The sequence below is a fragment of the Microbacterium sp. T2.11-28 genome, from assembly GCF_950097975.1.
GTDB lineage: Bacteria > Actinomycetota > Actinomycetes > Actinomycetales > Microbacteriaceae > Microbacterium.
In genome coordinates, this window is sequence record NZ_CATNHF010000031.1 from 98,689 (window position 1) to 123,939 (window position 25,251).

At 73.3% G+C, this 25,251-nt stretch carries 19 protein-coding genes, 1 tRNA gene and 1 pseudogene; 12 read left to right on the forward strand and 9 right to left on the reverse strand.

Annotation, left to right across the window (positions count from 1 at the left end; all coding sequences use genetic code 11):
- Positions 1 to 39: 39 nt before the first annotated feature.
- The 5 genes from QQZ13_RS15180 to QQZ13_RS15200 all read right to left on the reverse strand — a co-directional run bounded on the left by QQZ13_RS15180 (position 40) and on the right by QQZ13_RS15200 (position 6,024).
- Positions 40 to 1,386: a serine/threonine-protein kinase gene (locus QQZ13_RS15180; RefSeq protein WP_284530311.1), complete on the reverse strand. Its 1,347-nt coding sequence runs from the start codon at positions 1,384 to 1,386 to the stop codon at positions 40 to 42.
- 64 nt (positions 1,387 to 1,450) lie between these two features.
- On the reverse strand, positions 1,451 to 2,665 hold the full coding sequence (locus QQZ13_RS15185; RefSeq protein ID WP_284530312.1) for an NAD(P)/FAD-dependent oxidoreductase: 1,215 nt from the start codon (positions 2,663 to 2,665) through the stop codon (positions 1,451 to 1,453).
- 108 nt (positions 2,666 to 2,773) lie between these two features.
- A complete protein-coding gene (locus QQZ13_RS15190; protein ID WP_284530313.1) occupies positions 2,774 to 4,225 on the reverse strand; it encodes a serine/threonine-protein kinase in 1,452 nt (483 codons plus the stop codon).
- 163 nt (positions 4,226 to 4,388) lie between these two features.
- On the reverse strand, positions 4,389 to 5,063 hold the full coding sequence (locus QQZ13_RS15195; RefSeq protein ID WP_284530314.1) for a TetR/AcrR family transcriptional regulator: 675 nt from the start codon (positions 5,061 to 5,063) through the stop codon (positions 4,389 to 4,391).
- Entirely contained in the window at positions 5,053 to 6,024 is a 972-nt protein-coding gene (locus tag QQZ13_RS15200; protein ID WP_284530316.1) for an epimerase, read from the reverse strand. Before QQZ13_RS15200 ends, QQZ13_RS15195 begins: the two co-directional genes overlap by 11 nt.
- An 83-nt stretch (positions 6,025 to 6,107) precedes the next feature.
- Between QQZ13_RS15200 and QQZ13_RS15205 the strand changes: the two genes are divergently transcribed.
- The 4 genes and pseudogenes from QQZ13_RS15205 to QQZ13_RS15220 all read left to right on the forward strand — a co-directional run.
- Positions 6,108 to 6,440 carry a hypothetical protein gene (locus tag QQZ13_RS15205; protein ID WP_284530318.1) on the forward strand — a complete coding sequence of 111 codons (333 nt, stop codon included), beginning with the start codon at positions 6,108 to 6,110 and terminating at the stop codon, positions 6,438 to 6,440.
- 201 nt (positions 6,441 to 6,641) lie between these two features.
- The gene (locus tag QQZ13_RS15210) at positions 6,642 to 7,058 is read left to right on the forward strand and encodes a hypothetical protein (RefSeq protein WP_284530319.1); all 417 of its coding nucleotides are present in this window, start codon (positions 6,642 to 6,644) and stop codon (positions 7,056 to 7,058) included.
- A 119-nt stretch (positions 7,059 to 7,177) separates the two neighbouring features.
- Entirely contained in the window at positions 7,178 to 8,476 is a 1,299-nt protein-coding gene (locus tag QQZ13_RS15215) for a histidine kinase (protein ID WP_284530321.1), read from the forward strand.
- Positions 8,477 to 8,507: 31 nt separating this feature from the next.
- Positions 8,508 to 9,110 (forward strand): annotated as a pseudogene (locus tag QQZ13_RS15220) (response regulator); the annotation flags it as partial.
- Positions 9,111 to 9,168: 58 nt separating this feature from the next.
- Here QQZ13_RS15220 and QQZ13_RS15225 read toward each other — a convergent pair.
- The 4 genes from QQZ13_RS15225 to QQZ13_RS15240 all read right to left on the reverse strand — a co-directional run bounded on the left by QQZ13_RS15225 (position 9,169) and on the right by QQZ13_RS15240 (position 11,646).
- A tRNA-Met gene (locus QQZ13_RS15225) sits at positions 9,169 to 9,244 on the reverse strand.
- A gap of 170 nt (positions 9,245 to 9,414) precedes the next feature.
- Positions 9,415 to 9,804: a YccF domain-containing protein gene (locus QQZ13_RS15230; protein ID WP_284530322.1), complete on the reverse strand. Its 390-nt coding sequence runs from the start codon at positions 9,802 to 9,804 to the stop codon at positions 9,415 to 9,417.
- A 7-nt stretch (positions 9,805 to 9,811) separates the two neighbouring features.
- Positions 9,812 to 10,114, reverse strand: a complete 303-nt coding sequence (locus tag QQZ13_RS15235; protein WP_284530323.1) for a hypothetical protein — start codon at positions 10,112 to 10,114, stop codon at positions 9,812 to 9,814.
- The gene (locus QQZ13_RS15240) at positions 10,111 to 11,646 is read right to left on the reverse strand and encodes a PspC domain-containing protein (RefSeq protein ID WP_284530324.1); all 1,536 of its coding nucleotides are present in this window, start codon (positions 11,644 to 11,646) and stop codon (positions 10,111 to 10,113) included. The genes QQZ13_RS15235 and QQZ13_RS15240 overlap by 4 nt, the downstream gene beginning before the upstream one ends.
- A 114-nt stretch (positions 11,647 to 11,760) precedes the next feature.
- Between QQZ13_RS15240 and QQZ13_RS15245 the strand changes: the two genes are divergently transcribed.
- The 8 genes from QQZ13_RS15245 to ligD all read left to right on the forward strand — a co-directional run bounded on the left by QQZ13_RS15245 (position 11,761) and on the right by ligD (position 25,249).
- Complete coding sequence (locus QQZ13_RS15245) at positions 11,761 to 13,086, forward strand: ATP-binding protein (RefSeq protein ID WP_284530325.1); 1,326 nt, start codon at positions 11,761 to 11,763, stop codon at positions 13,084 to 13,086.
- Positions 13,079 to 13,741 carry a response regulator transcription factor gene (locus QQZ13_RS15250; protein ID WP_284530326.1) on the forward strand — a complete coding sequence of 221 codons (663 nt, stop codon included), beginning with the start codon at positions 13,079 to 13,081 and terminating at the stop codon, positions 13,739 to 13,741. The genes QQZ13_RS15245 and QQZ13_RS15250 overlap by 8 nt, the downstream gene beginning before the upstream one ends.
- 84 nt (positions 13,742 to 13,825) lie before the next feature.
- The gene (locus QQZ13_RS15255; protein ID WP_284530327.1) at positions 13,826 to 15,358 is read left to right on the forward strand and encodes a glycosyltransferase family 2 protein; all 1,533 of its coding nucleotides are present in this window, start codon (positions 13,826 to 13,828) and stop codon (positions 15,356 to 15,358) included.
- Positions 15,359 to 15,370: 12 nt separating this feature from the next.
- Positions 15,371 to 17,827: an ATP-dependent helicase gene (locus QQZ13_RS15260; protein WP_284530328.1), complete on the forward strand. Its 2,457-nt coding sequence runs from the start codon at positions 15,371 to 15,373 to the stop codon at positions 17,825 to 17,827.
- 128 nt (positions 17,828 to 17,955) lie between these two features.
- Positions 17,956 to 19,920 carry a collagen binding domain-containing protein gene (locus tag QQZ13_RS15265; RefSeq protein WP_284530329.1) on the forward strand — a complete coding sequence of 655 codons (1,965 nt, stop codon included), beginning with the start codon at positions 17,956 to 17,958 and terminating at the stop codon, positions 19,918 to 19,920.
- 183 nt (positions 19,921 to 20,103) lie between these two features.
- The gene (locus QQZ13_RS15270) at positions 20,104 to 23,091 is read left to right on the forward strand and encodes a carboxypeptidase regulatory-like domain-containing protein (RefSeq protein WP_284530331.1); all 2,988 of its coding nucleotides are present in this window, start codon (positions 20,104 to 20,106) and stop codon (positions 23,089 to 23,091) included.
- Positions 23,092 to 23,206: 115 nt separating this feature from the next.
- Positions 23,207 to 24,190, forward strand: a complete 984-nt coding sequence (locus tag QQZ13_RS15275) for an SseB family protein (protein ID WP_284530332.1) — start codon at positions 23,207 to 23,209, stop codon at positions 24,188 to 24,190.
- Between the two features lie 42 nt (positions 24,191 to 24,232).
- The gene (gene ligD / locus QQZ13_RS15280; protein WP_284530334.1) at positions 24,233 to 25,249 is read left to right on the forward strand and encodes a non-homologous end-joining DNA ligase; all 1,017 of its coding nucleotides are present in this window, start codon (positions 24,233 to 24,235) and stop codon (positions 25,247 to 25,249) included.
- Positions 25,250 to 25,251: the final 2 nt, after the last annotated feature.

The window sequence follows — 25,251 nt, forward strand, 5'->3', positions numbered from 1 at the left end:
GTGGGCGCCGGCGTCGCCGGGCTCCTCGTGAGACCGCGATCAGTCCTTGCCGGGCTTGCCCTTGCCGCCGGGCTTCTTCTCGTCCTTGCGCGCCGCGTCCTCCGCGGCCTTCTTCGCCTCGCGCTCGGCCGCCTCCGCGGCCTTGCGATCCTCCCGCGTCTGCCCGGAGGTGTCGCCCGTGTCGTCGGAGGTCGTCGACGCGGTGTCGGTGTCGGTCGACGGCGACGGCGCCACCTCGGGGGTGATCGGTGCGCTCGGAGAGGGGGATCGTGACGTGCTCGGCGATCCCTGCCCCGGCCACCATGCGGCCCCCACGCCGATCACGGCCACGAGGACGATCGCGGCGGCCGCGAGCAGCATGCCCCGACGGCGGCGCCGGCCGGAGGGGGCCGCCGCCGAGGACGGAAGCGGAGGAGGCGGCGGGACGGCCGCCGACGGGGTGAGGGATGTCGCCGCCGGGAGGGGAGGCGGCGGCACCGCCGCGGGCGCGGCCAGCACGGCCGTCGGCCCCGTGGCGGGCATCACGGCCGTCTCCGAGGCGGCGGACGGAGCGGAGATGGACGAGGGCAGACCGCCTGCCGCCTCGTAGACCTCGTGGGCGGTCGGGCGGTCTGCGGGATCGGCGGCGGTCATGCGGGTCAGAAGTCCCTGCCACTGCGGTCCGACCCAGGCCGGCACGTCGGGCGAGTCCACGAGGCGCGCCATGGCGGCCCCGATCCCCTCGGCGTCGGGGTAGGCGCGCTCGCCGAGCAGTGCCTCGCGCAGCACCAGGCCGAGCGCGTAGATGTCGGCCGGTGGAGCGGGGGCGGCGCCGCGCAGCTGCTCGGGAGCCAGGTATGCGGCCGTGCCGACGACGAGGCCGGGAGAGGTGAGGCGCTCGCCCTCCATCATGTGGGCGATGCCGAAGTCGGCGAGCTTCGCGCGCCGGCGGCCGGGGGTCCCGGCGAGGAGGATGTTCGAGGGCTTGATGTCGCGGTGCACGACGCCTGCCGCGTGGACGGTGTCCAGGCCGTCCGCCAGCTCCGCGGCGAGGGTGGCCACGGCCGCCGCCGGCAGCGGTCCGCGGGCGAGCTCCGCGGCCAGGGTCGGGCCGTCGACGAGCTCCATCACGAGGAAGGAGACGCCGCCCGGCTCGACCGACCCGTCGTAGAGCGTGACGAGGGCGGGGTGGTTGAGCGAGGCGAGCAGGGCCATCTCGGTGCGGGCGCGCGGTGCGGGGTGCGATCCGTCCGCCGAGACCCGCATGACTTTCAGCGCCACGTCGCGGCCGAGCAGCACGTCCTCCGCGCGGTAGACGTCCGCCATCGCTCCACGGCCGAGCAGCTCCTTGCGGGCGTACCGGCCGGCGAGCAGCTCGCTGGTCTCGTCCTCGGTGGGGGGTGTCATCTCGCAGTCCTCCGCCCCCACTGTAGACGTGCGGTCCGCGTCGCGCCCGGGGTTGACAGCACCGTCAGGCGCGCCCCTGCAGGATCAGGTGCCAGTAGATCTGCGGGAACACGTAGCGGTCGATGATCCAGCTGAGCCGGCTCTCGCGGTACGAGCGCGTCCACGCGGGCAGGGTCGGCGTCAGCCGGCGGCGGTCGTCGAACTCGGCGAACACCGCCGTCGAGCGCGACACGGTGAACGGGCAGACACCGTAGCCGTCGTAGGACGCCGGCGGCTCCGCCCCCGCTCGCACCGCGACCAGGTTCTGGGCGAGCACTTTCGTCTGCGCGCGCAGGGCTCCGCCCGACTTCGAGTTCGTCGTCGCGGCGGCGTCGCCGAGCGCCCAGACGTTCGGGAACCGGCGGTGCCGCAGGGTGCGAGGATCGACGTCGGCGAAGCCCGCCGCCTCCGGTGCCGACAGGCCGCTGTCGGCGATGAAGGGCGGCGCCGACTGGGGCGGCTCGGCGAGGAGCGCGTCGTAGGTGATGCTGTGCGCGCGGGAGCCCGAGCCGGTGGTGAAGACGATCGTCCGGCGATCCGCGTCGACCTCGCGCACCGCTGCGCCCAGGTGGACCTCGATGCCGTACTCGGCGATCTTCCGGTCGAGCTCGGCGTCGATCTCCGGAATGCCGAAGATCGTGTCGTCCGCCACGAGGAGGACCACCCGGAGATCGGGCAGCACGCCGATGCGCCGCCAGTAGTCGCACGCCTGATACATCGGCTTCTGCGCCGCGCCCGCGCACGAGGCGGGCCCGGTGGGCTGGACGAACACGACGGTGCCGCGGCGGAGGTCGCGCAGCAGCGGCGAGGCCTTCGCGGCCAGGTCGAACACGTAGTTCGACGCTCCATGCGGTGACAGCATCGCCGCCGTGAGGCCCGGCACCGCATCCCAGTCCTGCCGGATCCCGGGAGCGAGGATCAGTTGCCGGTACGAGAGCGTCCCGCCGTGGCCGAGCACGACACGGTCGTCCGCGGGCTCCACGGCGGCGACGGCGTCCTGGATCCAGCGGACGCCGCGGGGCATGACCTCGGCCTGCGGACGCACCGCCTGCCGAGCCCGCGCCGTGCCGCCGGCCACATGGGAGAACAGCGGCTGGTAGTAGTGGTCCTCACGCGGCTCCACGACCACGACGTCGCGCACGCCCGCGCGACGCAGGCGTCCCGCGACGGAGAGGCCGCCGTTGCCGCCCCCCGCCACGACGATGTCGGCGGTGCGGGGCTCGCTGGGTGTCGGATCCATCTGGCGAGCGTACGGCGCGTCACCCAGCGGGGGAGCGCCCTTGACACCGTCGCCCCGGGGTGCGATGCGCCGAGGACGGATGACCGGGGCCGCCCGTCGGGCACCGGCCTAGTCGCGGCCGGGCTTGCCCTTCTTCCGGGGGTCCTTGGCTGCCTCTCGCGCCTGCTTCTCCGCCTCGCGCGCCTGCTTGTCCGCCTCGCGCTGCTGCTCCTCCGCCTGCTTGCGGGCCTCGCGCTTCGCGGCGTCCGCGGCCTTGGAGGCGTCGTGCTCCGCCTTCCGCAGGGCCTTGTCGTCGACCCGTCCGTCGTCCGCTCCGTCGGAGGTGTCGACGGCGGTCCCGCCGCCGCCGTCCGCGCCGTCGTCTGTGGTGTCGGTGGTCACGCTGGACACGGGAACGATGTCGCCGTCCGTGTCGGCCGGCGCGTCGACGACGGACTCGGCGTCCGCCGGAATCGTCTCGGACGGCGCGGGCTCGTCCTGGACGGTCGTCCATCCGCCGCCCACGCTGCCGACCCATGTCGCCGCGTTCACGCCGATGAAGGCGGCGACGGCCAGCGCCGACCCGACCAGGATGATCGTGCGGGCGCGCCGTCGGCGGCGACGTCCAGACCGGTCGCGCCGCGAGACGTGGTCCGAGACGGCGGCCGGAGACGGCATGAGCGCGGTCGCCGTCGGCTCGTCGCCCGCCGGCGGGGCGGGTGCGGTGCGGCGCGGCAGCGTGACCGCCGGGAGCGCCGCGGCCAGCTCCGCGACCTCGAGGGCGTCGGGACGCTCCTCGGGGTCGAACGCGATCATGCGGCTGAGCAGCGCGATCCACTCATCGCCGAGGTCGTCGGGCAGGGACGGGCTCTCGATGAGCCGGGCCGTGATCGCACCGATGCCCGAGGCGTCCGGGAAGGCCCGCTCACCCGTCAGGCACTCGCGCAGCACGAGTCCGAGCGCGTAGATGTCGGCGGCAGGCGCGGGCGGCGCACCGCGCACCTGCTCGGGCGCGAGGTAGGCGGCGGTGCCGACCACCATCCCCGGCGACGTGAAGCGCTCGCCGTCGGCGAGGTAGGCGACGCCGAAGTCGGCCAGCTTCGCACGGGGGCGACGGCCGGGCACCGGGTCCGTGGCCAGGAGGATGTTGGAGGGCTTCACGTCGCGGTGGACGATTCCGGCCGCATGCACGACGTGCAGCGCGGAGGCGAGCTCGACGGCGAGCTGCGCGACGTGCGCGGGGAGCATCGGCCCGTTCCGCAGCTCTGCGGCGAGGGTCGGACCCTCGACGAGCTCCATCACCAGGTAGGGGGTCTGCCCGGGCTCCACCATCGCGTCGTACAGAGTGACCAGCGAGTGGTGGTTCAGGGAGGCCAGCAGCGACATCTCGGTGCGGGCGCGCGGCGCGAGCAGCGCGCCGTCGGGAGCGGTGCCCAGCAGCTTCACCGCCACGGCACGGCCGAGCACGACGTCGTCGGCGCGGAACACCTCGCCCATCGCTCCGCGACCGATGCTGTCGCGGAGCACGTACCTGCCGCCGAGGAGCGCGGCCGTGGGCTCCTCTTCCGTGGGTGGTGTCACCGGGACCTCCGTCGTCGACGCGGGGCTCATCCGCCGGGGAATCCGTACGGGTCACCGTGATCGCGCGTCGCGGGTGCCCGCGCGAAGGGCGTGGCACGACTCTAGAAGCCGGTGATTCCTCTGCGCGCGGGGTTGACATCCGCGCGGTTTCCTGCGTGTCGACTCAGCCGCGCAGGTCGCCGAGGAGCGAGAGCGCCTCGGTGACCGGCCCCCGCAGGAGCGGAAGCCGTGCCAGCGGAAGCACCGTGCCGAGGAGGTTCAGGCCGCGGTCGAGCAGGAACCGGGTGCGGCGCTGGCCGGGCGTGGCGTCGTAGACCCACGAGAGCGCCAGCAGCAGGTGGCCGAGCACGAGCGCGCGAGGGAGGAGCCGGCGGATCTCGTCGGGGAGGCGTACGCCCGTCGCCCCCGCCACGGCGCTGCGGAAGAGGTCCTCGACGATGGCGAGCGAGGCGGCCGACTCCTTCGACAGCGGGTTGATCGGCGAGCGGGGCGAGGCGGCGGCGGCGAGGAACTCGCCGGCGTGCGCATGGTACGGGCCGAGCTGATCGAGGCCGCTCGAGAAGACGATCCGCAGGCGCTCGATCAGGCGGGTCTCGGTGGCCAGCGCGGGTGCCGCGGCGTCGCGATGGGACTCCTGCACGTCGCGGTACAGCTCCTGGACGAGCTGATTCTTCGAGGCGAAGTGGTAGTTCGTCGCGCCCACCGACATCCCGAGCGTGTCGGCGATGCCGCGGATGGTCGTCGCCTCGTAGCCGTTCTCGCGGAAGGACGCGAGCGCGGCCGTGCGGATGCGCTCCCGCGTGCGCGCGCCCTTGGTGCCGCCCTCGTCATCGGGCATCGCGCAGCGCCTCCTCGAGGTCGGGGTGCCGGAACGCGTAGCCCGCGCCGGTCAGGCGTCCGGGCAGCACCCACCGGCTCTTCAGGATGAGCTCGGGCTCCGTGCGCAGCGCCCACATGGCCGGCTCGAGCATCCACCGCGCGGAGGGGAGGCCGACCGGCATCCCCACGACCCGTCGGAGCGTGCGCATCAGCGTGCGGTTGTCGGAGGGATGCGGCGACGAGATGTTGACGGGACCTGCGATGGCGTCGTCGTCGCGGAGCAGGCGGATCGCGCCGACCACGTCGTCGATGTGCACCCAGCTGAACCGCTGCCGCCCGTGCGTGCGGTACCAGGGCGCCGTGTCGGGACCGGTGGGACGGTCGCCGATGCCGCGGTAGCGGCGGTGGGGAAGGCTCCACCCGTCGTGCTGCGCCCCGCCCAGGCCGAGGCGGGCGATGCGGAACAGCATCCGCGTCGCCGGGCCGTCGCCGATCACGATCGCCATCCGCAGTGCCACGCGGCGGGTGCGGGGGAGGTCGCCCGCGAACAGCTCGCGCTCCCACGCCCGCGCGACATCGGGCGAGAAGCCGGTGCCGAGCTCGCCGGCCTCGGTGTGCGGCCGGTCCATCGCGTGCCGGTAGATCGTCGCGGTCGATGCGTTTAGCCACACGCGCGGCGGATGCTCCGCGCGCGCGACGGCCTCGCGCAGGGCGCGGGTCGTCTCGACGCGGGAGCGGAGGATCTCCTCCCTGTTCGCGTCGGTGTACCGGCAGTCGACCGACTTCCCGGCGAGGTTCACGACGACGTCTGCGCCGTCGACCGCGGCCGTCAGCGCCGGGGCGTCGCTCCACCGGACGGCCGCGCTCCGGCCCACACGGCGGATCTCGTAGCCGTCGGCCGCGAAGGCCGCCTCGACCGCGCGCCCGATGAAGCCGCTCGCCCCGGCGAGGACGGCGATCGGACGGGACGCGTTCTGCATGCCGCGAGCGTACTACATTTCTGAACATGTTCAGTTATGCCGGATCCGACCGGCGGCGGCCCGGTCGCGGCTAGCGTCGTCACGTGGATACCGTGGTGCGTTTCTGCCGCCACCGCGCCGGCGGGCGGCGTTGCACACGCCCGCTCGGCCATGCGGGGCTGCACCGTCATCGCACGATCATGTGGAGCGACCTCGGCTCCGATCCCGCCCGGTGCGACGGCTCGGGAAGCCCGGCGGTGCCGGCTGCCCCGCGTGCCGACGGCTACCCGCACGGCCGGGCGCTGTGCGAGCGGTGCCAGCGCTTCGTCGTGCTCGACGAGGCGGGACGACTCGAGCCCCACGACGCCTCCGATGCCGGCGAGCCGGACGACGAGATCGCGCGGCGACGCGAGTGGCTGAACGAGCACGGCTGGTGAGAGGGCATCACCCGATCGAGTGAAATCGGCGGTCGGGTCCTCGCCGCTGCGCACGATGGCCGACGCGGCGCCGTAGATGTTCCCACCCGCGTCCGCACGGGGCGCCCGGGGGCCGGACCGGCCGCGCGCCGCCCCATCCGGCGCCCGGTCGCATGTCGCCCGTGACAGGGCGCCGTCCGCGCGGCCGGTAGGCATGAGGGCATGAGATCGACCGGACGGTGGGTGCCCGCGGCCGCGGTCGCCGCCGCGATCCTCGGGAGCACCGGCTGCGCCGCCGGCCCCCAGGTCGCCGTGCCGCCGGGGTCGGAGGGCCTGCCCTCGTGCGCGCGCACGACGGTGGAGGTCTCCGGCGTCGACCGCTGGCCCGCGCGCACGTGCGATCCGGCGGGATCGTCGGTGCGGTTCACCGACGGCCTGGTCCTGGAGATCCCCGGGATCGGCGGGGTGGTGAGCTCGGAGGCGGGGGCTCCGGGGGTCACCCACCAGGTCGTGAACTGGGGTGTCGCGGGAGTGGGCGCCGCCAGCGTGGGCGACGAGGGGGAGGTCGTCGGCGTCTGGGGATCGACGGACCGGGCCCGCACCCTGCAGGCGGAACAGGTGTCCGCCGGACGCGACTGAGCCGGACGGTCTCTGCCGGGCGACCGGCACAATGGGATCGGGCAAGCGCCCTGGGGAGGGACTTGCCCGATCCCCGCACGCAACAGGCGAGGATCGTGCCCGCCGAGGAAGGTGACGCGATGCCCACGCCCGACCCGTCTCCGAGCTCGCCCGCGGGCCCGCCGGGTCTGTCGGTGGTGCGTGATCCCGCCGTCACGCGGATCCTCGGGAACACCCGGGCGTCCGTGCTGTTCGCGCTGACGGTGTTCGTGGCGACGGCCGTCCAGGTGCTGTCGACCCCGCTCGCCGCCTTCGCCGAGGGGATCGAGGAGTGGCCGTTCGCGCTGTCGAGGCCCGCGGTGATCGCGCTCCTGGTGCTCGGGTGCGCGGCGCAGGCGGCGGTGCTCGGCGTCGCCGACCGCTTCCCGCAGACGGCCGTCGCCGTCGTGGCCGCGATCCACCTCTCGCTGGCGCTGGGCCTCGCCGCGCCCACCTGGCTCACCGGCATGTACCTCGTCATCGCGCTGTCCCTGTTCCTGCTGGCCACGCGGCGGTCCGCGGGGCTGGCCGTGACCTGGCTCGCGATCACCTCGCTCACGATCCTCGGGGGCCTGCTGGCGCTCGTGATCTCGCTCGGCACGAGCCCCGGCGTCGCGGTCCTCTGGCTGTCGGCCGAGGCGGCGAGCCTGGTCGCCCCGTCGGCGGCGGCGACGACGCTGGGCATCTGGTGGGCGGGACGGGTGCGGCGGATGCGCGCGGCGCGCGAAGAGGCCGACCGGGCCCGGGACGAGCACGAGGCACGGGTCGCCGAGGCGCAGCGGCAGGAGCGCGCACGGATCGCACAGGAGCTGCACGATGTGGCGGGCCAGCACCTCGCCGGCCTCATCACGCTCGCCGACGCGGCGCTGGCGATCGCCCCGGGGCGTCCCGAGCAGGCGCTCCAGCTGGTCGAAGAGGTGCGCGACGAGGGGCGCTTCGCCGCCGCGAGCCTGGCGGGCGCCCTCGCCGACCTCCGCGCCACGTCGCACGACTCCGCCGCGTCCGTCCCCGACCTGCGGGCCCTCGACGGGCTGGTCGCGTACTGGCGCGACCGGGGCATGCCGGTGGAGCTCCGCCAGCAGGGCGCCCTCCACGACCTCCCCGCGGTGGTATCGACGACGGCGTACCGCTGCGTGCAGGAGGCGCTGACCAACGCGGCCCGGCACGCGCCGGGGGCGCCGGTGGACGTCGAGGTCGCCGTCGCCGGCCACGCCCTCCGGGCCACGGTGGTCAACGGCCCGACCGCGGCCGGCGACCCCATCCCCGGCATCGGCCTGGGGTGGGGGCTGCCGGCGATCACCGAGCGGATCGAACTGCTCCAGGGGACCCTGTCGACCCGGGCCCTCGACTCCGGCGGATGGCATCTCCGCTTCGACATCCCGCTGTCCGCGGCGGGATGAGGGACGAACCGTGACGCCCCCTCGGATCCGCGTGCTCATCGCCGACGACAACCGGTCGGTCCGCCGCGGCCTCCGCCTGCAGCTGGACGCCGCCTCGGGTATCCGGGTCATCGGCGAGGTGTCCAACGGCGCCGACGCCGTGACGGTCGCCCGCCACGAGAGCGCGGACGTCGTGCTGATGGACATGCAGATGCCCGGCATGACCGGCGCCGAGGCCACGCGCGAGCTCACCGCAGCGACCGAGGGGCGGCCAGTGGCGGTCATCGTGATGACGAGCTTCGCCGTCGACGGCTATGTCACCGCCGCCCTGGACGCCGGTGCGGTGGGCTACCTCCTGAAGAGCCACGACTCCGACCAGCTGGTGGCGGCGATCCAGGCGGCCGCCCGCGGCGAGGCGGTGGTGTCCTCCCGTGTCGCCGGCACCGTGCTGCGGGAGTTCGTACGACGGGGCGCGGCCGCTCCGGAGCGGTCCGACCTCAGCGGGCTGACTGCTGCGGAGCGGAGGATCGTGGCGACCCTCGCCTCGGGCGTCACCAGCAACGACGCGCTCGCCGACGCCCTGCACGTGTCGGTGCACACCGTGAAGTCCCAGCTGCAGTCGGCGCTGCGCAAGACGGGGCTGAGCGATCGCACGCAGCTGGCGCTCTGGGGCGTCCGCAATCGCGTGGAGGCCGAGCCCGGCGAGCGGGCGGTGGACGCGACGGCGGGAGTCGAACCCGCAACGCGACCGGGTATGAACCGGTGCCCGGGCCCGCCGGGATCGCCGCGATGACCTCGTTCGGAGCGCCTGCCCTGTGAGCGAGCGCCCGTCCGAGGAACCGTCCCCACGCTAACCCGCGGCTGCGACAGCCGCCAGATGTGTGACCTGTGATTCCGTCATGAGTCCTCGTGTGACGCCGACGGCGGGGCGGACGACGCCTCGGCGACGCGCCGCACTGTCACGCGAAGGCGCCGTCCCGGGTGGAGACGATGTCCTTGCCGAGCGGCATGAGGGAGATCGGGATCATCTTGAAGTCGGCGATCGCCATCGGGATCCCGATGATCGTGAGGCACAGCGCTATGCCGCTGACGAGGTGGCCCAGGGCGAGCCACCAGCCGGCGAGGATCACCCAGATGACGTTGCCGAGGAACGATCCGACTCCGGCCGTGGGCTTGCTCACGATCGTGCGGCCGAACGGCCAGATGACGTAGCGGGCCGTCCGGAACGACGCGACCGCCCACGGGATGGTGACGATCGGGATGCACAGCAGCACGCCCGCCAGCACGTAGCCGAGGAACAGCCAGAAGCCGGCGAAGACGATCCAGATGATGTTCAGCAGTGTGCGCACGGCTCGATTATCGCCGGGATGCCGCGACCTGCGCGCGCCGCAGGAGCCCGACGAGTCCGCCGATCAGCAGCAGGCCCCCGACAGTCAGCAGCCCGTAGCCCACCGCGGCGCCGGGATCGAGGTCGAGAAGCCAGGCGGAGAGCCCGTCGAGCCGGTCGAGTCCCGAGCTCAGCCAGATTCCCCCCGCGGCGATCGCTCCCAACGCGAGCCCCCACACGATGCCCGCCCAGCGGGTGCGAGGACGCGGCGGCTGCGGGTCGCCGGTCTCGACCGGCGGTTCCGACGCGAGGGGAAGGGTGTCGTCGCTCATTGGTCTTCTCCGATGGGGGTGTCGATCAGGTACAGCTCGATGTAGCCCGAGTCCTGGTCGATGACGATGGTCTCGCGCGTGGTGATCGGCTCGGTCCCCGCCGCCACGACCGCTCGGTAGCGAAGGCGGCCGTCGGGGAGGGTCTCCGTCGTCGTGCCGGCTGCGCGAGTGAGGTCTTCGGACGTGTCGTCCGACCCGCCGTAGTAGAGGGCGGCGTTGCTCGTCGTCGCCTCCAGCGTCACCTCGACACCCGGCTCGATCGTGACGAACGTCGCACCCGAACGCTTGTCGATATAGGTCGTGCTGTCGTCTCCCGTGGCGCCGAGGAAGACGCTGAGGTCGCCCCACGGCTGCGTGAACGGGGCGGAGGCGGGATAGCGCTGATCGCTCGTGTTGGAGATGCCGTAGTTCCCGAGGTGCAGCGCCTGTGCGGCCGGCACGGCCGTCGCGGCTGCCCCGCCGACGAGGGCCAGCAGCGTGACGAACGCGAGGAATCCGCTGCGTCGTCGCAGCGCCCCCGCGACGACCATCCCCGCGGCGAGCACCAGGGCCGCGACGAACAGTCCGTGTGCGGGCGCGAGCGGGCCGCCCTCGGTCAGCGCCGCAGCCGTGCCCACGACGACCGCCAGTCCCAGCGCGACCACGACGGCTGCGGCCGGGGTGCGCGGGTGGGTCGCCCGGCGCACGCGGCGCCGCTCGGCGGCCTCGGCCGCGAAGGCGGTCGCTCGGGCCTGACGCTCGCGGCGCGCCTCCTCGCGTGCGGCGCGGACGGCATCCTGCTGCTGCTGACGCCACTGCTGGTCCTGCTCCTTCCAGGCGGCGTGCTGTTCCTTCCAGGCGGCGAGGTCTGCGGCAGGCGGCCCCTCGGGAGCACCGCCACCGTCGTCGAGAGGTGCGGGGAGGGATGCCGTGTCGCCGGTGGCGAGGGCATCCACCCCCCGCGAGTCCGCGACGTCGTCCGGTTCCCGGCCGGACTCGTCGGCAGACGGACCGGGCGTGTCGGATGCTGCGGAAGCCGTTCGCAGATCGGGTTCGCCCGGGGTGCGGCGCGCGGCACGCACGATCAGGAGGAGGAGGCCGCCGGCGAGGAGGACGCCGACGAAGAGGACGAAGCCGAGCGCGGAGACCCAGGCGACGGAGACGAGGCCGAACGAGCCGCCCCACATGAGAACCGGGAACGGGACGAAACCGGCGAGCACGAACAGACCCGCTCCGATCTGCGACGCGGCGAATCTGCCGCGGACGGCCTCCTGCAGCGGAATGCGCCCGTCGAGGTCGGGCAGGAGCGCCCAGGCGACGCCGTAGAGCAAGAGGACGGGGAAGCCGAACAGGCCGATGACGAGGAGGATGCCGCGCACGATCAGCGGATCGATGCGCAGGCGCGCCGCGACACCCGCGGCCACGCCGCCGATCCAGCCCTCACCGCGCACGAGGCCGAGCCCAGCGGTCCAGGAGAAGAACCCGTCCGATCGGTATGTCGTCGTCGGTGCGGCCGGCGGCGGGCCGGGATCGATCGGGGGCGCGGTGGTCATGTCTCGATCCTCCCCGGCGCGGTGGTGGCCGGCCATGGGGTGAACCCCTGAGCGCCCCCTGATTGTGCGCGCCGGGCGTACCGCGGGCGCGGGTGCGGGTGATTGGATGACGGCATGTCCTCCTCCGCCCCCATCGGGGCTCGGCCCGGCACGGGGTCGCCGTCGATCGGCGCGGCCCGCCCGCCGCGCCCTGCACGCCCGCCGCGTCCCGCGCGTCCGGTGGCCGCCGCGCCGCCGCGGCCGCCTCTCGTGCGGCCCCGCGAATGCCTGGTGGCCGGGGTCGCGGAGGGAGTGGCCGTTCACCTCGGCGCCCCGGTGTGGGCGGTGCGCGCCTTCTTCGTCGTGACCGCCGGCATGCTCGGTGCGGGGGTGCTGCTGTACCTCTGGTGCTGGGCGTTCATGCCGTGGGCGGCGGGCGAGGCTTCGCCGACGCGGCGCGCACCCGTCGCCTGGCTGCTGACCTCGGCGTCGACGGCGCTCGCGCTCACCTTCGTGCCCCTCTCCCTCGACCCGTGGGCATGGAGCGTCTGGGGAGGGTACGGCGGACCGGATGCCGTCGCGGCGATGCTCCTCCTGGTCACGGCCGTCGCTTTCGCGATGACCGCGGGGATGTGGGCGGCACTCGTGGATCGCGCCGACCCGGCGCGCGGCATCCGCCATGCCCTCGTCGTCCGGGCTGCGGTGATCGTGCTCCTCGCGGTGCTCCTCGCTCTGGAGCTGTCGCGGCTCGCGTCTGGCGGCGGAGTGACGCAGCTGGTGCGGACGGCGATCCCCCTGGTGGCGCTCGTGGCCGTGTCGTCGACGACGCTCATCGAGCGCTGGCGCGATCTCAGCGGTGAGCGCGTCAAGCGCATCCGTGAGGAGCAGCGTGCCGAGATGGCCGCGCATCTGCACGATTCGGTGCTGCAGACCCTCGCGCTCATCCAGAACCGTGCCGGCGCATCCAGTGAGGCGGCCCGGCTGGCCCGCGCGCAGGAACGCGAACTGCGTGCGTGGCTGTACGACGGCGACGCTCCCGCCGACAGCGACCTGCCCACCGACCTGCGCGACTACGCGGGCGCGCTGGAACTCGACTTCCCGGTGCGCATCGATGTCGTCTCCGCGGGGGCCTCCGACGAGCGCGCGAGCGGCGAGGTCGCGGCGGCGGCGCGGGAGGCGATCCTGAACGCGGCGCGGCACGCCGGCGGCGAGATCTCCGTGTACCTGGAGGGCACCGCGGCATCCGTCGACGTGTACGTGCGCGACCGCGGTCCCGGGTTCGATCCCGACGCCGTCCCGGCCGATCGGCTGGGAGTGCGCGAGTCGATCATCGGACGGATGCGGCGCATCGGCGGCTCGGCCACCATCCGACCGGGCGGCGGCGGCACGGGTACCGAGGTGCACCTCCGGTACGCGCCCGGTCCTGGACGAGCCTCCAGCGGGCAGGGGCGTCATGGGTGAGTCGCTGCGCGTCGTGATCGTCGACGATCACTCCATCTTCCGGTCGGGTCTGCGGGCCGACCTCGACCCGTCGGTCGACGTCGTGGGCGAGGCCGCCGATGTCGCCACGGCGATCGCGGTGATCGCGGCCACCGTCCCCGATGTCGTGCTGCTCGATGTCCACCTTCCGGGGGCCTCGGGCGTAGCGGAGGCCTCGGGCGGCGAAGCGGTCATCCGGGGCTCCGCACCGACCGCATCCCGCTTCCTCGCGCTCAGCGTGTCGGACGCCGCGGAGGATGTCGTGCGGGTCATCCGCGCCGGTGCCCGCGGCTACATCACGAAGGGCTCGTCCGGCGGGGAGGTGAGCCGCGCGGTGCACGCTGTCGCCGGGGGCGACGCCGTGTTCTCGCCGCGGCTGGCGGGCTTCGTGCTCGATGCGTTCGGCGCCGTCGCGGGCGAGACCGCCGTCGTCGACGACGAGCTCGACCGGCTGTCGGCGCGCGAGCAGGAGGTGATGCGGCTGATCGCCCGGGGCTACGCCTACAAGGAGGTCGCCACGGAGCTGTTCATCTCCATCAAGACGGTCGAGACGCATGTCTCGTCGGTGCTGCGCAAGCTGCAGCTGTCGTCGCGGCACGAGCTCACCGTGTGGGCGTCGGAGCGCCGCCTGCTCTGACCGTGACGCCCTGGTCGTAGCCCAGGGAACGGCCAGGGGCAACCCGGATGCTGTCGTGCCCCGGGTGTCGGAAGACTCCTGTGCATGAGCTCACCGAGGGTCGCCCTGTCCGCATTCCTTCCGCTCGTGTGCTGGCTGGCGGCGGTCGCCCCGCTGACGGTGTGGGCGTGGTCGACGGGCACGATCGCGGCCGCCGCCTTCGCCGTCGCGACGTCGATCCTGTGGGCGACGGGGACGCGCGCCGCCGCGCTGTGGGTGCGGTCCGTGCGGCAGCGGCCCCGTCCCGCGGACGCTCCGCAGCACGATCCCGCGCCCCTGCGCGTCGCCCTGCTCTTCTGCGTCGCCGACGACTTCGACGCGGCGGCGGTGGCGGTGAGCATGCGGCAGGACGTCGACGTCGACACCGTGATCCTCGACGACTCGCGCGATCCCCGGCTCCGCGAACAGATCGACCGGTTCGCGGAGGAGTCGGGATGCCGCGTCGTGCGTCGCTCGGACCGCACCGGGTTCAAGGCCGGCAACCTCAATCACGCCCTCCGGGTGCTGCGGGGGAGCTACGACGCGTACGCCGTGTGCGACAGCGACGTCGTGCTCTTGCCCGGGTTCGTGCGCGCATGCGCGGCGGAGCTCGCCGATCCCGCGGTCGCCGTGGCCCAGGCCACGCCGGTCGCCGCCCCGGGCCGGAGCGAGTTCGCACGATACTTCGGTCCGCTGCTCGCCACGCATCTCACCGTTACGCGTCGCGGCCGCGCCGGCCACGGTGTGACGGCGTTCCTCGGGCGCGGTGCGCTGCTGCGCGCCGCCGCCCTCGACGATGTCGGAGGAGTTCCGGAGGTGGTCGCGGAAGACCTCGCCCTGACCGTCGCGCTGCGCCGCCGCGGCTGGCGTCTGGTCGACGCGGACATCGCCTTCACGGAGGACTTCCCGGTGGACTACCGCGCGTTCCGCACGCAACTGCGCAAGACGGCCGAAGGCGCCGTGGAGTTCCTGCGGCGACCCGCCGTGCGCGGCCTCCCCGTCCGCGAGGCGATCGACGTGATGGGGGAGACCGCCCTCGTCCCGGGCGCGGCGCTCGCCGGGGCGGCCGCGATCGTGTCCGGAGCGGCACTCGCGGCGGGCGGGTCGGTCCCGCCGCTGTGGGCACTGATGCTGTCTGCGCTGAGCGGGCTCATGCCCCTCCTGCCCGAGGCGGTACGGCGTGCACGGTCGCGCAGGCTCGCCGCGGGCATCGCTTTCGCGATCGTGGCGGGCGCCTTGTACGCCTCCACGATGTTCGTCGTCGTCGCGGCCGTCGTGGGCGGCCTCCTCGGCCGGCGCGCGGTGTTCCGGGTCACGCCCAAGCGTGCAGTGTCGCTCGGCGTGCGCCAGCGCATCGACCTCTTCCGCGCGGAGCTGCTCGTCGTGCCGCTCCTCGCGGGCGGGGCGGTCGTGGCATCCGGGAGCGTATGGGCCGCCGGCGGCGTCGCCTGGCCGCTGGCACTGGCGGTCGCCTTCGCGCTTCCGGTGGTGGCGCCGGCGGCGCCCGGGGCGCCCGCTCGGCGGCATCCGGCGTCTCGCGCGGGCATCGCCGCCCTTCCCGCCGCTGACGACCGGTCCGGTGTCGGGGCGCGAGCCTAGACTTGACAGGTCATGAGCAACCCGATCAAGCCCGTCATCGTCGGAGGTGGCGCCCCGCGCCCGGGCACCGGGGGCACGTCCGGCGTCCGCGCCGATCAGGACCTGCTCGAGGGCCTCAACCCGCCCCAGCTCGAGGCGGTCACCTACCGCGGGAACGCGCTGCTGATCGTCGCCGGCGCGGGCTCGGGCAAGACGCGCGTGCTCACGCATCGCATCGCCTCGCTCCTGCGCAACCGTGAGGCCTGGCCGAGCCAGATCCTCGCGATCACCTTCACCAACAAGGCCGCCGGGGAGATGCGCGAGCGCGTGCAGCACCTCGTCGGCGAGGCGGCGCAGGGCATGTGGATCTCCACGTTCCACTCGGCGTGCGTGCGGATCCTCCGCCGCGAGGCCCAGCAGTTCGGCTTCACCAAGAACTTCACGATCTACGACTCCGCCGACTCCCGCGCGCTCATCAAGCGTCTGGTCAAGGAGCACGAGGCCGACGCCTTCGGCCTCACCCCCGCCTCGGTGCAGGGGCGCATCTCCAAGCTGAAGAACGAGCTGGCCGACGCCGAGTCGTTCGCCCGCCAGGCGAATCTCAGCGACCCGGCCGAGCGGCTGTTCGCCGAGATCTTCAGCGACTACCAGCGCGCGCTGCAGAAGGCGAACGCCTTCGACTTCGACGATCTCATCGGGCAGACCGTCTACCTGTTCCGCGCGTTCCCCCACGTCGCCGACGTGTACCGTCGCCGCTTCCGGCACATCCTCGTCGACGAGTACCAGGACACCAACCACGCGCAGTACTCGCTGATCCACGAGCTCACCCGCCCCGTGGTCGGCAAGGCCGCCGACGCCTTCGAGTCCGGCGGGATGATGATCTTCGACCCCGTCGACGCCCCCGAGCTCGAGGGCGCCTCGCTCACCGTGGTCGGCGACTCCGACCAGTCGATCTACGCGTTCCGCGGCGCCGACATCCGCAACATCTCGGAGTTCGAGCGGGACTTCCCGGGCGCGCGGGTGGTGCTGCTGGAGCAGAACTACCGGTCGACGCAGAACATCCTCTCGGCGGCCAACGCGGTCATCAGCAACAACTTCGACCGCAAGGACAAGAAGCTGTGGACCGACGTGGGGGCCGGGGACCCCATCATCGGCTTCACGGGCTACTCGCAGCACGACGAGGCGCAGTTCGTCGCCGACGAGGTCGAGGCGCTGCACCGCGCCGGGCTCCCGTACGGCCAGATGGCGGTCTTCTACCGCACCAACTCGCAGTCCCGTGCGCTGGAGGAGATCCTCATCCGCTCGGCGGTGCCGTACAAGATCATGGGCGGCACGAAGTTCTACGACCGCGCCGAGATCAAGGACGCGCTGGCGTACCTCGTCGCGGTCGCCAACCCCGCCGACGAGCTCGCGGTGCGCCGCATCCTCAACAAGCCGCGCCGCGGCATCGGCGACGTGACCGAGACGTCGATCTCCCGGTACGCGGCAGAAGAGGGCATCACCTTCCGCGACGCTCTGGCGAACGCCTCGGCGCTCGGTGTCGGGCCGAAGATCCAGCAGGCGATCGCGCGGCTCGACGCCGTGCTGAGCGAGGCGGCCGAGGTCATGCTGCCGTCTTCGGGCGAGGTGGCGCCGTCGACCTCCGTCACCGAAGGGCTCTCGCTCCTGCTCAACAAGAGCGGCTACTACGACGCCCTGCGCATCTCGAAGGATCCGCAGGACGAGGCGCGGGTCGAGAACCTCGACGAGTTCCTCGCCGTCACGCGCGAGTTCGCCCGCAACAACCCCGAGGGCACGATCCTCGACTTCCTCACCGAGGTCGCGCTCGTGTCCGATGCCGACGACCTCGACGACGCGTCGGGCACCGTGTCGCTCATGACGATGCACACCGCCAAGGGCCTCGAGTACGACGCGGTGTTCGTGACCGGGGTCGAGGAGGACCTCATCCCGCACCGGATCTCGGCGGGGGAGCCCGGGGGCCCGCAGGAGGAGCGGCGGCTGTTCTACGTGGCACTCACCCGCGCCCGCAAGAAGCTGCACCTGTCGCTGGCGATGACGCGTGCGCAGTTCGGCGAGGTGTCGGTCGCGATGCCCAGCCGCTTCCTGCAGGAGATCCCGCACGAGCTCATCGACTGGCGCCAGTCGCCCGGAGACGTCAACTCCCGCGGCGGCATGCAGTCGCGCGCGCTCAACGCGCGCCGTCCCGGGGGCGGCAGCGCCAACCGCTACGGCGACGACCTCGTCCCGCTGCCTCGTCGCGACAAGCCGGCCGGCGACATCGCCAAGTTCGCCAACCGCATCCCCGCGAAGGTCCGAGACAACGGCGATCTGGAGCTCGCGCCGGGCGACCGCATCCGCCACGACGACTTCGGCGAGGGACGCGTCGACATGGTGACGGGCGAGGGAGCCAAGCGCGTCGCCCATGTGCGCTTCGATTCGGCAGGACCGAAGAAGCTCCTCATCAAGATCGCCCCGATCACGAAGCTGTAGCGGGTGGCGCGCCGCGCCGGGGGTGACGCGGGAGCTCATCCGCGCTAGAAAGAGGGTGTCGTGCGCGGCAGCGGAGCCGCGCACCCGCATGCCGGGGGTCCGTCGCGGTGCACGCATCGTTTCGCAGGGTGGTCGCCGTCGCTCTCGCTGTCATCGGGTCGGCCGCGGTGCTGACGCCCGCGGCGACGTCGGTCGCCTCCGCCGCGCCCGCCGGTGACGCCAGCCTCTCGGGGACGGTGACGCGTGCCGCCGACGGGACCCCGGTGGCCGGGGTGACGGTGTACGCGGACGGCGACGCTGGCGCCGCGACCGCGGAGACGGGCGCGGACGGCCGCTACACGATCGCGGGTCTGGCCGCCGGTGCGTACATCCTCGAGTTCTCACCGCCGATCGTCGACGACCGGCCGCCGGAGCTCGCCCACGAGTACTGGGACGGCGTGCGCGCGCCCGACCTCGCGACGCCCGTCGAGGTGCCGGCGGGTGGGGCGGTCTCCGGGATCGACGCCAGCCTTGAGGCCACCGGCTCGATCTCCGGCGTCGTGACCCGGGCCGGCAACGGGCACCCGGTCGCCGGCGCGACGGTGCACTTCCAGCCCGAGGATCACACGATGGGGTTCTCCACGACATCGGGCGCCGACGGCACCTACACGCTCGTGGGGGTCGTTCCCGGCCGTCACTTCGTGGAGTTCTGGACCGACGACGAGGGCCTGCTCGACGTGACGTGGCCCGACGCCCTCGACCGGGGTGCCGCCGAGCCCGTGACGGTGACGGCGGGCGCCGAGACCCCGGGGATCGACGCCGCACTTCCCGCTGCGGCGATCGTCTCCGGCGTCGTCCGCAGGGACGGTGCGACATGGACGGACGGCGGGACGGTGATGCTCGACGCGGTGGACGGCGGCGCCGACGCGAGCACGGTCGTCGGCCTCGACGGTGCCTTCCGGGTCGGCAAGGTCATGCCCGGCAGGTACGTCGCATCGGTGCGCCCGGCCGTCGGCGCGGCTCGGGGCGCCCTCCAGTTCTACGACCGCGCCGATGCGCCGAGCGCCGCGACGACGCTCACGCTCGCGGGCGGGACCAAGCGGGCAGGCGTCGACTTCGATCTGCGCGTGGGGGTCGATCTGAGCGGCACGGTGACCGCGGAAGGCGAGCTCGCAGCCCCCGTCGAGGTCGTCGCCTACGTGCGGGTGGGGAGCCGGTGGGAGGAGGTGGCCCGCACCTCGACGTGGCGCGACTTCTCGTTCGCCGACCCGCCCGGCGATGTCGAGGGGGTGTACCTGCCGCCCGGGCGCTACGCGGTCGGGTTCTTCGCCGAGGGCCACTGCCCCGAGTACTTCGACGACGTCCCGTCGCTCGCAGACGCGCACGCCACGGATCTCGCGCCCGGTGCGGAGGCGTGGGACGTGAACGCCGACCTCAGCGCAGAGTGCACGCTGACGCCGGTGCGAGCGGGGACGCCGAAGGTGGTCGGTGAGCCCGTGGTGGGCGAGACCCTCGTCGCGCGACCCGGGACCTGGCATCCGCGCGGGGTGTCCTTCGCCTACCAGTGGCTGATGGACGGTGATCACATCGCGGGGGCGACCGCGTCCCGCCTGGAGCTCACCCCCACGATGAAGGGCCGGCGGATCGCGGTGGCGGTCACCGGCACGCGGGAGGGGTACGCCGGAACGACGGTGCGCAGCCGGTCGACCGCACCGGTGTCGGTCGCCGTCGCCGCGCTGCCGACGCTCGAACTCGCCGGCGGCGCGGTGGTCCGGGGCGGGCAGGTGCGGGTGTCGGGCGCGGGGTTCGGCCCGGGCGCGTCCATCGATCTCAGCCTGAGGTCCGCGCCGGTGCACCTCGCAACGGCGCGCGCGGATGCTGCGGGCGCGTTCGCGATCACCGTCCGGATCCCTTCGGACGCGGCGGTCGGGGTGCACGCCGTGGTCGCCGAGGTCGACGGCGCCGAGGTCGTGCGCATCGACCTCCGCGTGGTCGCCGGCACACTCCCGCAGGCCGGCGGCAGCCCGCCGTGGGGACTCGCCGCCGGCGGGTTGCTGGCGCTGGTGGTCGGCATCCTGATGCTCCGCCACCGCCCGCGGCACGGTGCTCCCTGACGGAGCGACCCTCAGCTTTCCCCGAAGAGCCTGTTGCGATCGATGAGAATGCTCTAATCTTTCGCCAGACCCACCGTCGAACGGGGCTTCGGCGGTTCTACGGGAAAACGGGGCAGAACCGGACGGGACCACGTGCCCGTCCGGTTCGCCTCGCCCGACCGAACTCTCGGGGGAGATGAGTCGATGTCGACGACGCGCGTGAAGACGCTGACGGCCGTGCTGCTGGCGGCGGCGATGGCGCTGTCCGGAGTGCTCGCCGCGCCGGCGTCGTTCGCGGTCGGGGGCGGATCGATCGCCGGCGTCCTCACCCAGGCGTCGGGCATCGCCGCGCCGGACGTCGACATCGAGGTGACACGCATCGGCGGATCGACGACGTACGCGGTCACGAGCGACGAGAGCGGCGCGTACCGCATCGACGACCTCGCCGCCGGCACCTACCGCGTCTTTTTCAACGCGTCGGCTCAGCCCGAGCGCTTCCTCTCGGAGTGGTACGAGAACGCCCGCCTCGAGGATGAGGCCACGGGCGTCGCCGTCACCGCTGGCGGGACCGCGACCGCCGATGCGATCCTCGACGCGCCGGCATCGATCTCCGGCACCGTGATCGGCGACGACGACCTGCAGCCGATCGTCGACCTCGAGGTCGTCGCCTACCGGAAGACCGGAGAGGGCCTCTCGTGGTTCACGTCGGCGACGACGGATGCCGGCGGCGCCTACGCACTCACCGATCTCTGGCCCGGGTCGTACCTCGTCTCGTTCGAACCGACCTCGACGTACGCGGCGGAGTACTGGAACGACGCTTCCACGCCCGCGTCGGCAGAGCCCGTCGTCGTCGCCGCCGGCGACGCGGTCGCGGGCCGGGACGCCGAGCTGGGAGAGGCCGGCGTCGTCTCGGGGCGTGTGACCGACCCCGAGGGCGATGGCGTGGGACAGGCGACGGTCCGCGTGTACGCAGCGGGCGTCCCGACGTCGTCCGACAGTGCGACGACCGACGAGAACGGCGACTACGCGGTCCGGGGCCTGGCGTCGGGCGAGTACGTCGTCGAGTTCGAGGCTCCGTTCGACTCGGGACTGCGCGGCGAGTGGTGGGACGATGCGCCGAACCGAGGCGGTGCGACCGTGCTCGACCTGAACAGCCGCTCCGCGTCCGGGGTCGATGCGCAGCTGAGCCGTGGTGGGGCCATCGCCGGCACGGTCGAGGACGCGTTCGGCGGGCTCGCAGACGTCCCGGTCTACGCCTTCCCGGATACCTGCGCCGAGACCACCGTCGCGACGGTCACCGCGCGCACCGACGACGCCGGCGCCTACGTGCTCACCGGGCTGGCGCCGGGTGCGTACCGCATCCGCGTCGGAGACGAGGCCCTGACGTCGCACGCGTCGATCTGGCGGGGCGGGGCTGCCACGTGCCCGTCCAGCGCCGCGCTGACGGTGAGCGGTGCGACGACGATCGAAGCGGGCGTCACACTCCTCGGCGAGGCCGTGTCCGGCACGGTCTCGGGCACCGGCGGCACCCCGCTCGCCGGCGTCTCGGTGGCCGTCTACCGAGTGACCTCCGACGGGCTGCGGGCCGCGGGCGGGATGACCACGGCGTCCGGCGGCACGTTCTCCGTGCGCGGGCTGCCGCGCGGCACCTACAAGGTCGCGTTCGGCGAGACGGCTCGGCCCGGACAGTACCTCGCGGAGTGGTGGAAGGACGCCGCGACGGCGGCGGCGGCCACAGCCGTCGCGGTCCAGCCGGGACTGGCTCCGGCGTCGCTCGCCGCCCTCCTCGCCCCGCCGGTCGTCGCTCCGTCTCCGACGCCCACTCCGACGCCGACGCCGTCTCCGACGCCGACGCCGACGCCGACGCCGACGCCCACGCCGACGCCCACGCCGACGCCCACTCCTACTCCGACGCCTACTCCTACTCCTACTCCGGCGCCGACTCCGACGCCCGTGCCGCTGGCCGTGCCGACGATCACGGGCGTGGCGCAGGTCGGGCGAACGCTCACGGCGCCCGCCCCCGCCGCGCACGCCGGCGGCACGCCGACCCACGCGTACCAGTGGCTGGCGGGCGGCGCGGCCATCTCCGGTGCGACCACGCGGACGCTGACCCTGTCCGCCGCGCAGCTCGGGAAGGCGATCACCGTGCGGGTCACGGCATCCCAGGCCGGCTTCACCGCCACCACGAAGACCTCACCGGCGACGAAGGCCGTGATCGCGGGGGTGCTGACTGCCGCTGCCCCGACCATCGCGGGAACCGCCGCGGTCGGGTCGAAGCTGACCGCGAAGCCGGGCTCCTGGGCGAGCGGCACCTCCTTCAGGTATCGCTGGCTCGCCGACGGCAGGCCCATCTCCGGCGCGGACTCCGCCACCCTGACGCTCACGACCGTGCAGCGCGGTGCGGTCATCTCCGTCAGGGTGGCAGGCGCGAAGCCGGGATACACGACCGTCGTGAAGGTCTCGAGGGCGACCGCGAGGGTCATGACGGCGGGCACGCCGAAAATCTCGGGCACCGTGCAGATCGGCAAGAAGCTCTCTGTGAAGCCGGGAAGCTGGACCACCGGCGCGCGCCTGTCGTTCCAGTGGTACGCGAACGGCACGGCCATCCGGAAGGCCACGGGAACGACGTTCACGATCACCCGGGCGCAGCGGGGCGCGCGCATCACCGTCACCGTGACAGGCCGGAAGTCCGGGTACGCGACGGTGGCGAAGACCTCGAGGGCGACCGCGAAGGTGCTCGCCACGTCAGCTCCCACCGTGAGCGGCCGCGCCATCGCGACGGTGACCGTGTCGGCGAAGACGGGCTCCTGGACCCCCGGCACGTCGTTCACCTACCAGTGGTACGCGGACGGACGGGCGCTGTCGGGAGCCACCGGCCGCACTCTCACGCTGACCCGCGCGCACATCGGCAAGCGGGTCTCCGTGAAGGTGACCGGTCGGCTGGCGGGCTACGCCGGCGTCTCGCGGGTATCCGCGGCGTCGAGCGCCGTCAGATCGGGGAAGGCGCAGCCCGCGACGGAGACGACGTGTCCGTCGGGGTATCCGATCAAGGGGAACCAGACCACCCGTCACACGACGGACTGGATCTATCACGTCCCGGGCGGGCAGTACTACGACGACACCCATCCCGAGGAGTGCTTCGCGACCGAGGAGGCCGCGAGGCAGGCCGGATATCGAGCGTCCCTGCGCTGAGGCGGATGGTCCCGGCCTGAGCCCGCCGGACCCGTCCGAACGCCGCGCCACCCGAGCGGATCCGGACCGACCGGGTGCGGCGTCGGCCGTTCGGCGGCTGACATAGGCTTTCCCCATGGCACTGTTCTCGCGTCGTGGCGCCTCCGACGAGCACGACCCGGTCGAGCAGGAGCAGGAGCAGGAGACGCAGCAGGAGCCGGCCGCCGTCACCCTGCCGGAGGAGATCGTCCCCGAGGTGGGCATCTCCTTCTCGACGTACGGCAGGGCGGCCGCCGTGCCGGCGACCACGCGACCCGCCGCTCAGCCGCCCGAGCGCACGCAGACGGTGCCGGGACTCCCCGACAACGCCGTAGTGAAGCAGGCGCTCGCCGCGCTGCCCGACAAGCCCCAGAACACCGACGTCATGAATGTCATGCGCCAGGCCCTGCAGGGTCATCTGTACGTGCGCGTGCAGGGCGATGCGAAGGCGCTCATCGCCGACGGTCAGGGGCTCACCCTGGCGGTGACGGTCATCGAGGACAAGCGCTTCCTCCTGGCCTTCAGCGGCGGCTCCGCCCTGCAGGACTCGGTGCGCGCCGACGGCGACGCGGCGACCTCCGCGGTCGGGCAGCTCGCATCGACGGTGTTCCAGAACGTCGTCGCCGGTCCGTACGCCGGACTGTTCCTCGACCACGCGACACCCGGTGCCCGCCTCATCCTCCCCGCCGAGCTGATCGCCAAGGCACTGGAGGAGGGCGATCCCGCCTTCACTCTCAAGACGCTGCTGGTCAGCGAGCGCACCGACAAGACGCCCATCGACGTGGCGGAGGCCCTCACGCGCGTGAAGATCTGGGTCGCGGGGAACTCCGACCCGTCCGGCAGGATCGGGCTCGCCGAGGCCCGGAGCTCCGACGGGCGGCGGCGCCTCGAGGTGTTCTCCCACCCGCTCGAGGTGATCGCGCTCGGCCGCGGCGACCGTCCGCTCCCGCTGACCGGCGAGCAGCTCGCGAAGGCGCTGGCGTCCGACGAGGGCATCACGGGGGTCGTCGTCGACCCGGCCGGGCCCTGGATCGAGCTCGGCCGCACCGAGCTCGCCCCCGTCATCGCGCTCGCCGGCTGAGCCGGGCTGTCGCCGGCGCGGCCCACCATCTAGGGTCGTGCCATGGCCTCAGAGCGGATCACCCTGACCGTCGGCGACCGGGACGTGTCGCTGTCGAGCCCCAATCGGATCATCTGGCCAGAGGTCGGGATCACCAAGCACGAGCTGGCGGAGTACGTTATCGCGGTCGCCGAGCCCTTCCTGCGCGCCAACGGTCATCGGCCGGTCTCGCTGGAGCGGTTCCCCGACACCGTAGACGGCGAGCGGTTCTTCTCGAAGAACCCGCCGAAGGGGGCGCCGGACTACGTGCACCAGGTCATGTGCACCTACAACAGCGGCCGGCGGCACCCGCAGGTGGTGCTCGACGAGGCGGCGGCGATCGTGTGGGCGGTGCAGATGAACACGGTCGTCTTCCACCCGTGGGCCTCGCTCGCATCGGACACCGACGATCCCGTGGAACTGCGGATCGACCTCGATCCGCAGCCGGGAACCGATTTCGCCGACGCGGCGGCGGTGGCTCCGGCTCTTCGCGAGGTGCTCCGCGACGCCGGGCTGGAGGCGTGGCTGAAGACGAGCGGCAACCGCGGTATCCACGTCTTCTGCCCCATCGAGCCCACGCACGAGTTCCTCGATGTCCGTCACGCCGTCATCGCCGCCGGGCGTGAGCTGGAGCGGCGGATGCCCGACAAGGTCACCACCAACTGGTGGAAGGAGGAGCGGGGCGAGCGCATCTTCATCGACTTCAACCAGGCGAACCGCGATCGCACCATGGCGGGCGCGTACAGCGCCCGGGCGCTGCCGCAGGCGACCGTGGCCACCCCCATCACGTGGGAGGAGCTGGCCGCGGGCGTCGACCCCGCCGCGTTCACGGTGAGGACCGTGCCGGCGCGCCTGGCCGAGATCGGCGACCCCTGGGAGGGGCTGCAGGAGTCCCCGGGGCGCATCGACACCCTGCTGGAGTGGTGGGAGCGCGACCTCGCCGCCGGGCTCGGAGAGCTCCCGTTCCCGCCCGAGTTCCCCAAGATGCCCGGGGAGCCTCCGCGCGTACAGCCCAGTCGCGCGAAGTCTCCGGACGCCTGAGC

Excerpts from the sequence above, each read along its gene's own strand:
- QQZ13_RS15260 (WP_284530328.1), top strand. The coding sequence starts at position 15,371 with ATGAGCAACCCGATCAAGCCCGTCATCGTCGGAGGTGGCGCCCCGCGC.
- QQZ13_RS15180 (WP_284530311.1), bottom strand. The coding sequence starts at position 1,386 with ATGACACCCCCCACCGAGGACGAGACCAGCGAGCTGCTCGCCGGCCGG.
- QQZ13_RS15240 (WP_284530324.1), bottom strand. The coding sequence starts at position 11,646 with ATGACCACCGCGCCCCCGATCGATCCCGGCCCGCCGCCGGCCGCACCG.
- ligD (WP_284530334.1), top strand. The coding sequence starts at position 24,233 with ATGGCCTCAGAGCGGATCACCCTGACCGTCGGCGACCGGGACGTGTCG.
- QQZ13_RS15185 (WP_284530312.1), bottom strand. The coding sequence starts at position 2,665 with ATGGATCCGACACCCAGCGAGCCCCGCACCGCCGACATCGTCGTGGCG.
- QQZ13_RS15200 (WP_284530316.1), bottom strand. The coding sequence starts at position 6,024 with ATGCAGAACGCGTCCCGTCCGATCGCCGTCCTCGCCGGGGCGAGCGGC.
- QQZ13_RS15235 (WP_284530323.1), bottom strand. The coding sequence starts at position 10,114 with ATGAGCGACGACACCCTTCCCCTCGCGTCGGAACCGCCGGTCGAGACC.
- QQZ13_RS15270 (WP_284530331.1), top strand. The coding sequence starts at position 20,104 with ATGTCGACGACGCGCGTGAAGACGCTGACGGCCGTGCTGCTGGCGGCG.
- QQZ13_RS15195 (WP_284530314.1), bottom strand. The coding sequence starts at position 5,063 with ATGCCCGATGACGAGGGCGGCACCAAGGGCGCGCGCACGCGGGAGCGC.
- QQZ13_RS15210 (WP_284530319.1), top strand. The coding sequence starts at position 6,642 with ATGAGATCGACCGGACGGTGGGTGCCCGCGGCCGCGGTCGCCGCCGCG.
- QQZ13_RS15250 (WP_284530326.1), top strand. The coding sequence starts at position 13,079 with ATGGGTGAGTCGCTGCGCGTCGTGATCGTCGACGATCACTCCATCTTC.
- QQZ13_RS15215 (WP_284530321.1), top strand. The coding sequence starts at position 7,178 with ATGCCCACGCCCGACCCGTCTCCGAGCTCGCCCGCGGGCCCGCCGGGT.
- QQZ13_RS15275 (WP_284530332.1), top strand. The coding sequence starts at position 23,207 with ATGGCACTGTTCTCGCGTCGTGGCGCCTCCGACGAGCACGACCCGGTC.
- QQZ13_RS15245 (WP_284530325.1), top strand. The coding sequence starts at position 11,761 with ATGTCCTCCTCCGCCCCCATCGGGGCTCGGCCCGGCACGGGGTCGCCG.
- QQZ13_RS15255 (WP_284530327.1), top strand. The coding sequence starts at position 13,826 with ATGAGCTCACCGAGGGTCGCCCTGTCCGCATTCCTTCCGCTCGTGTGC.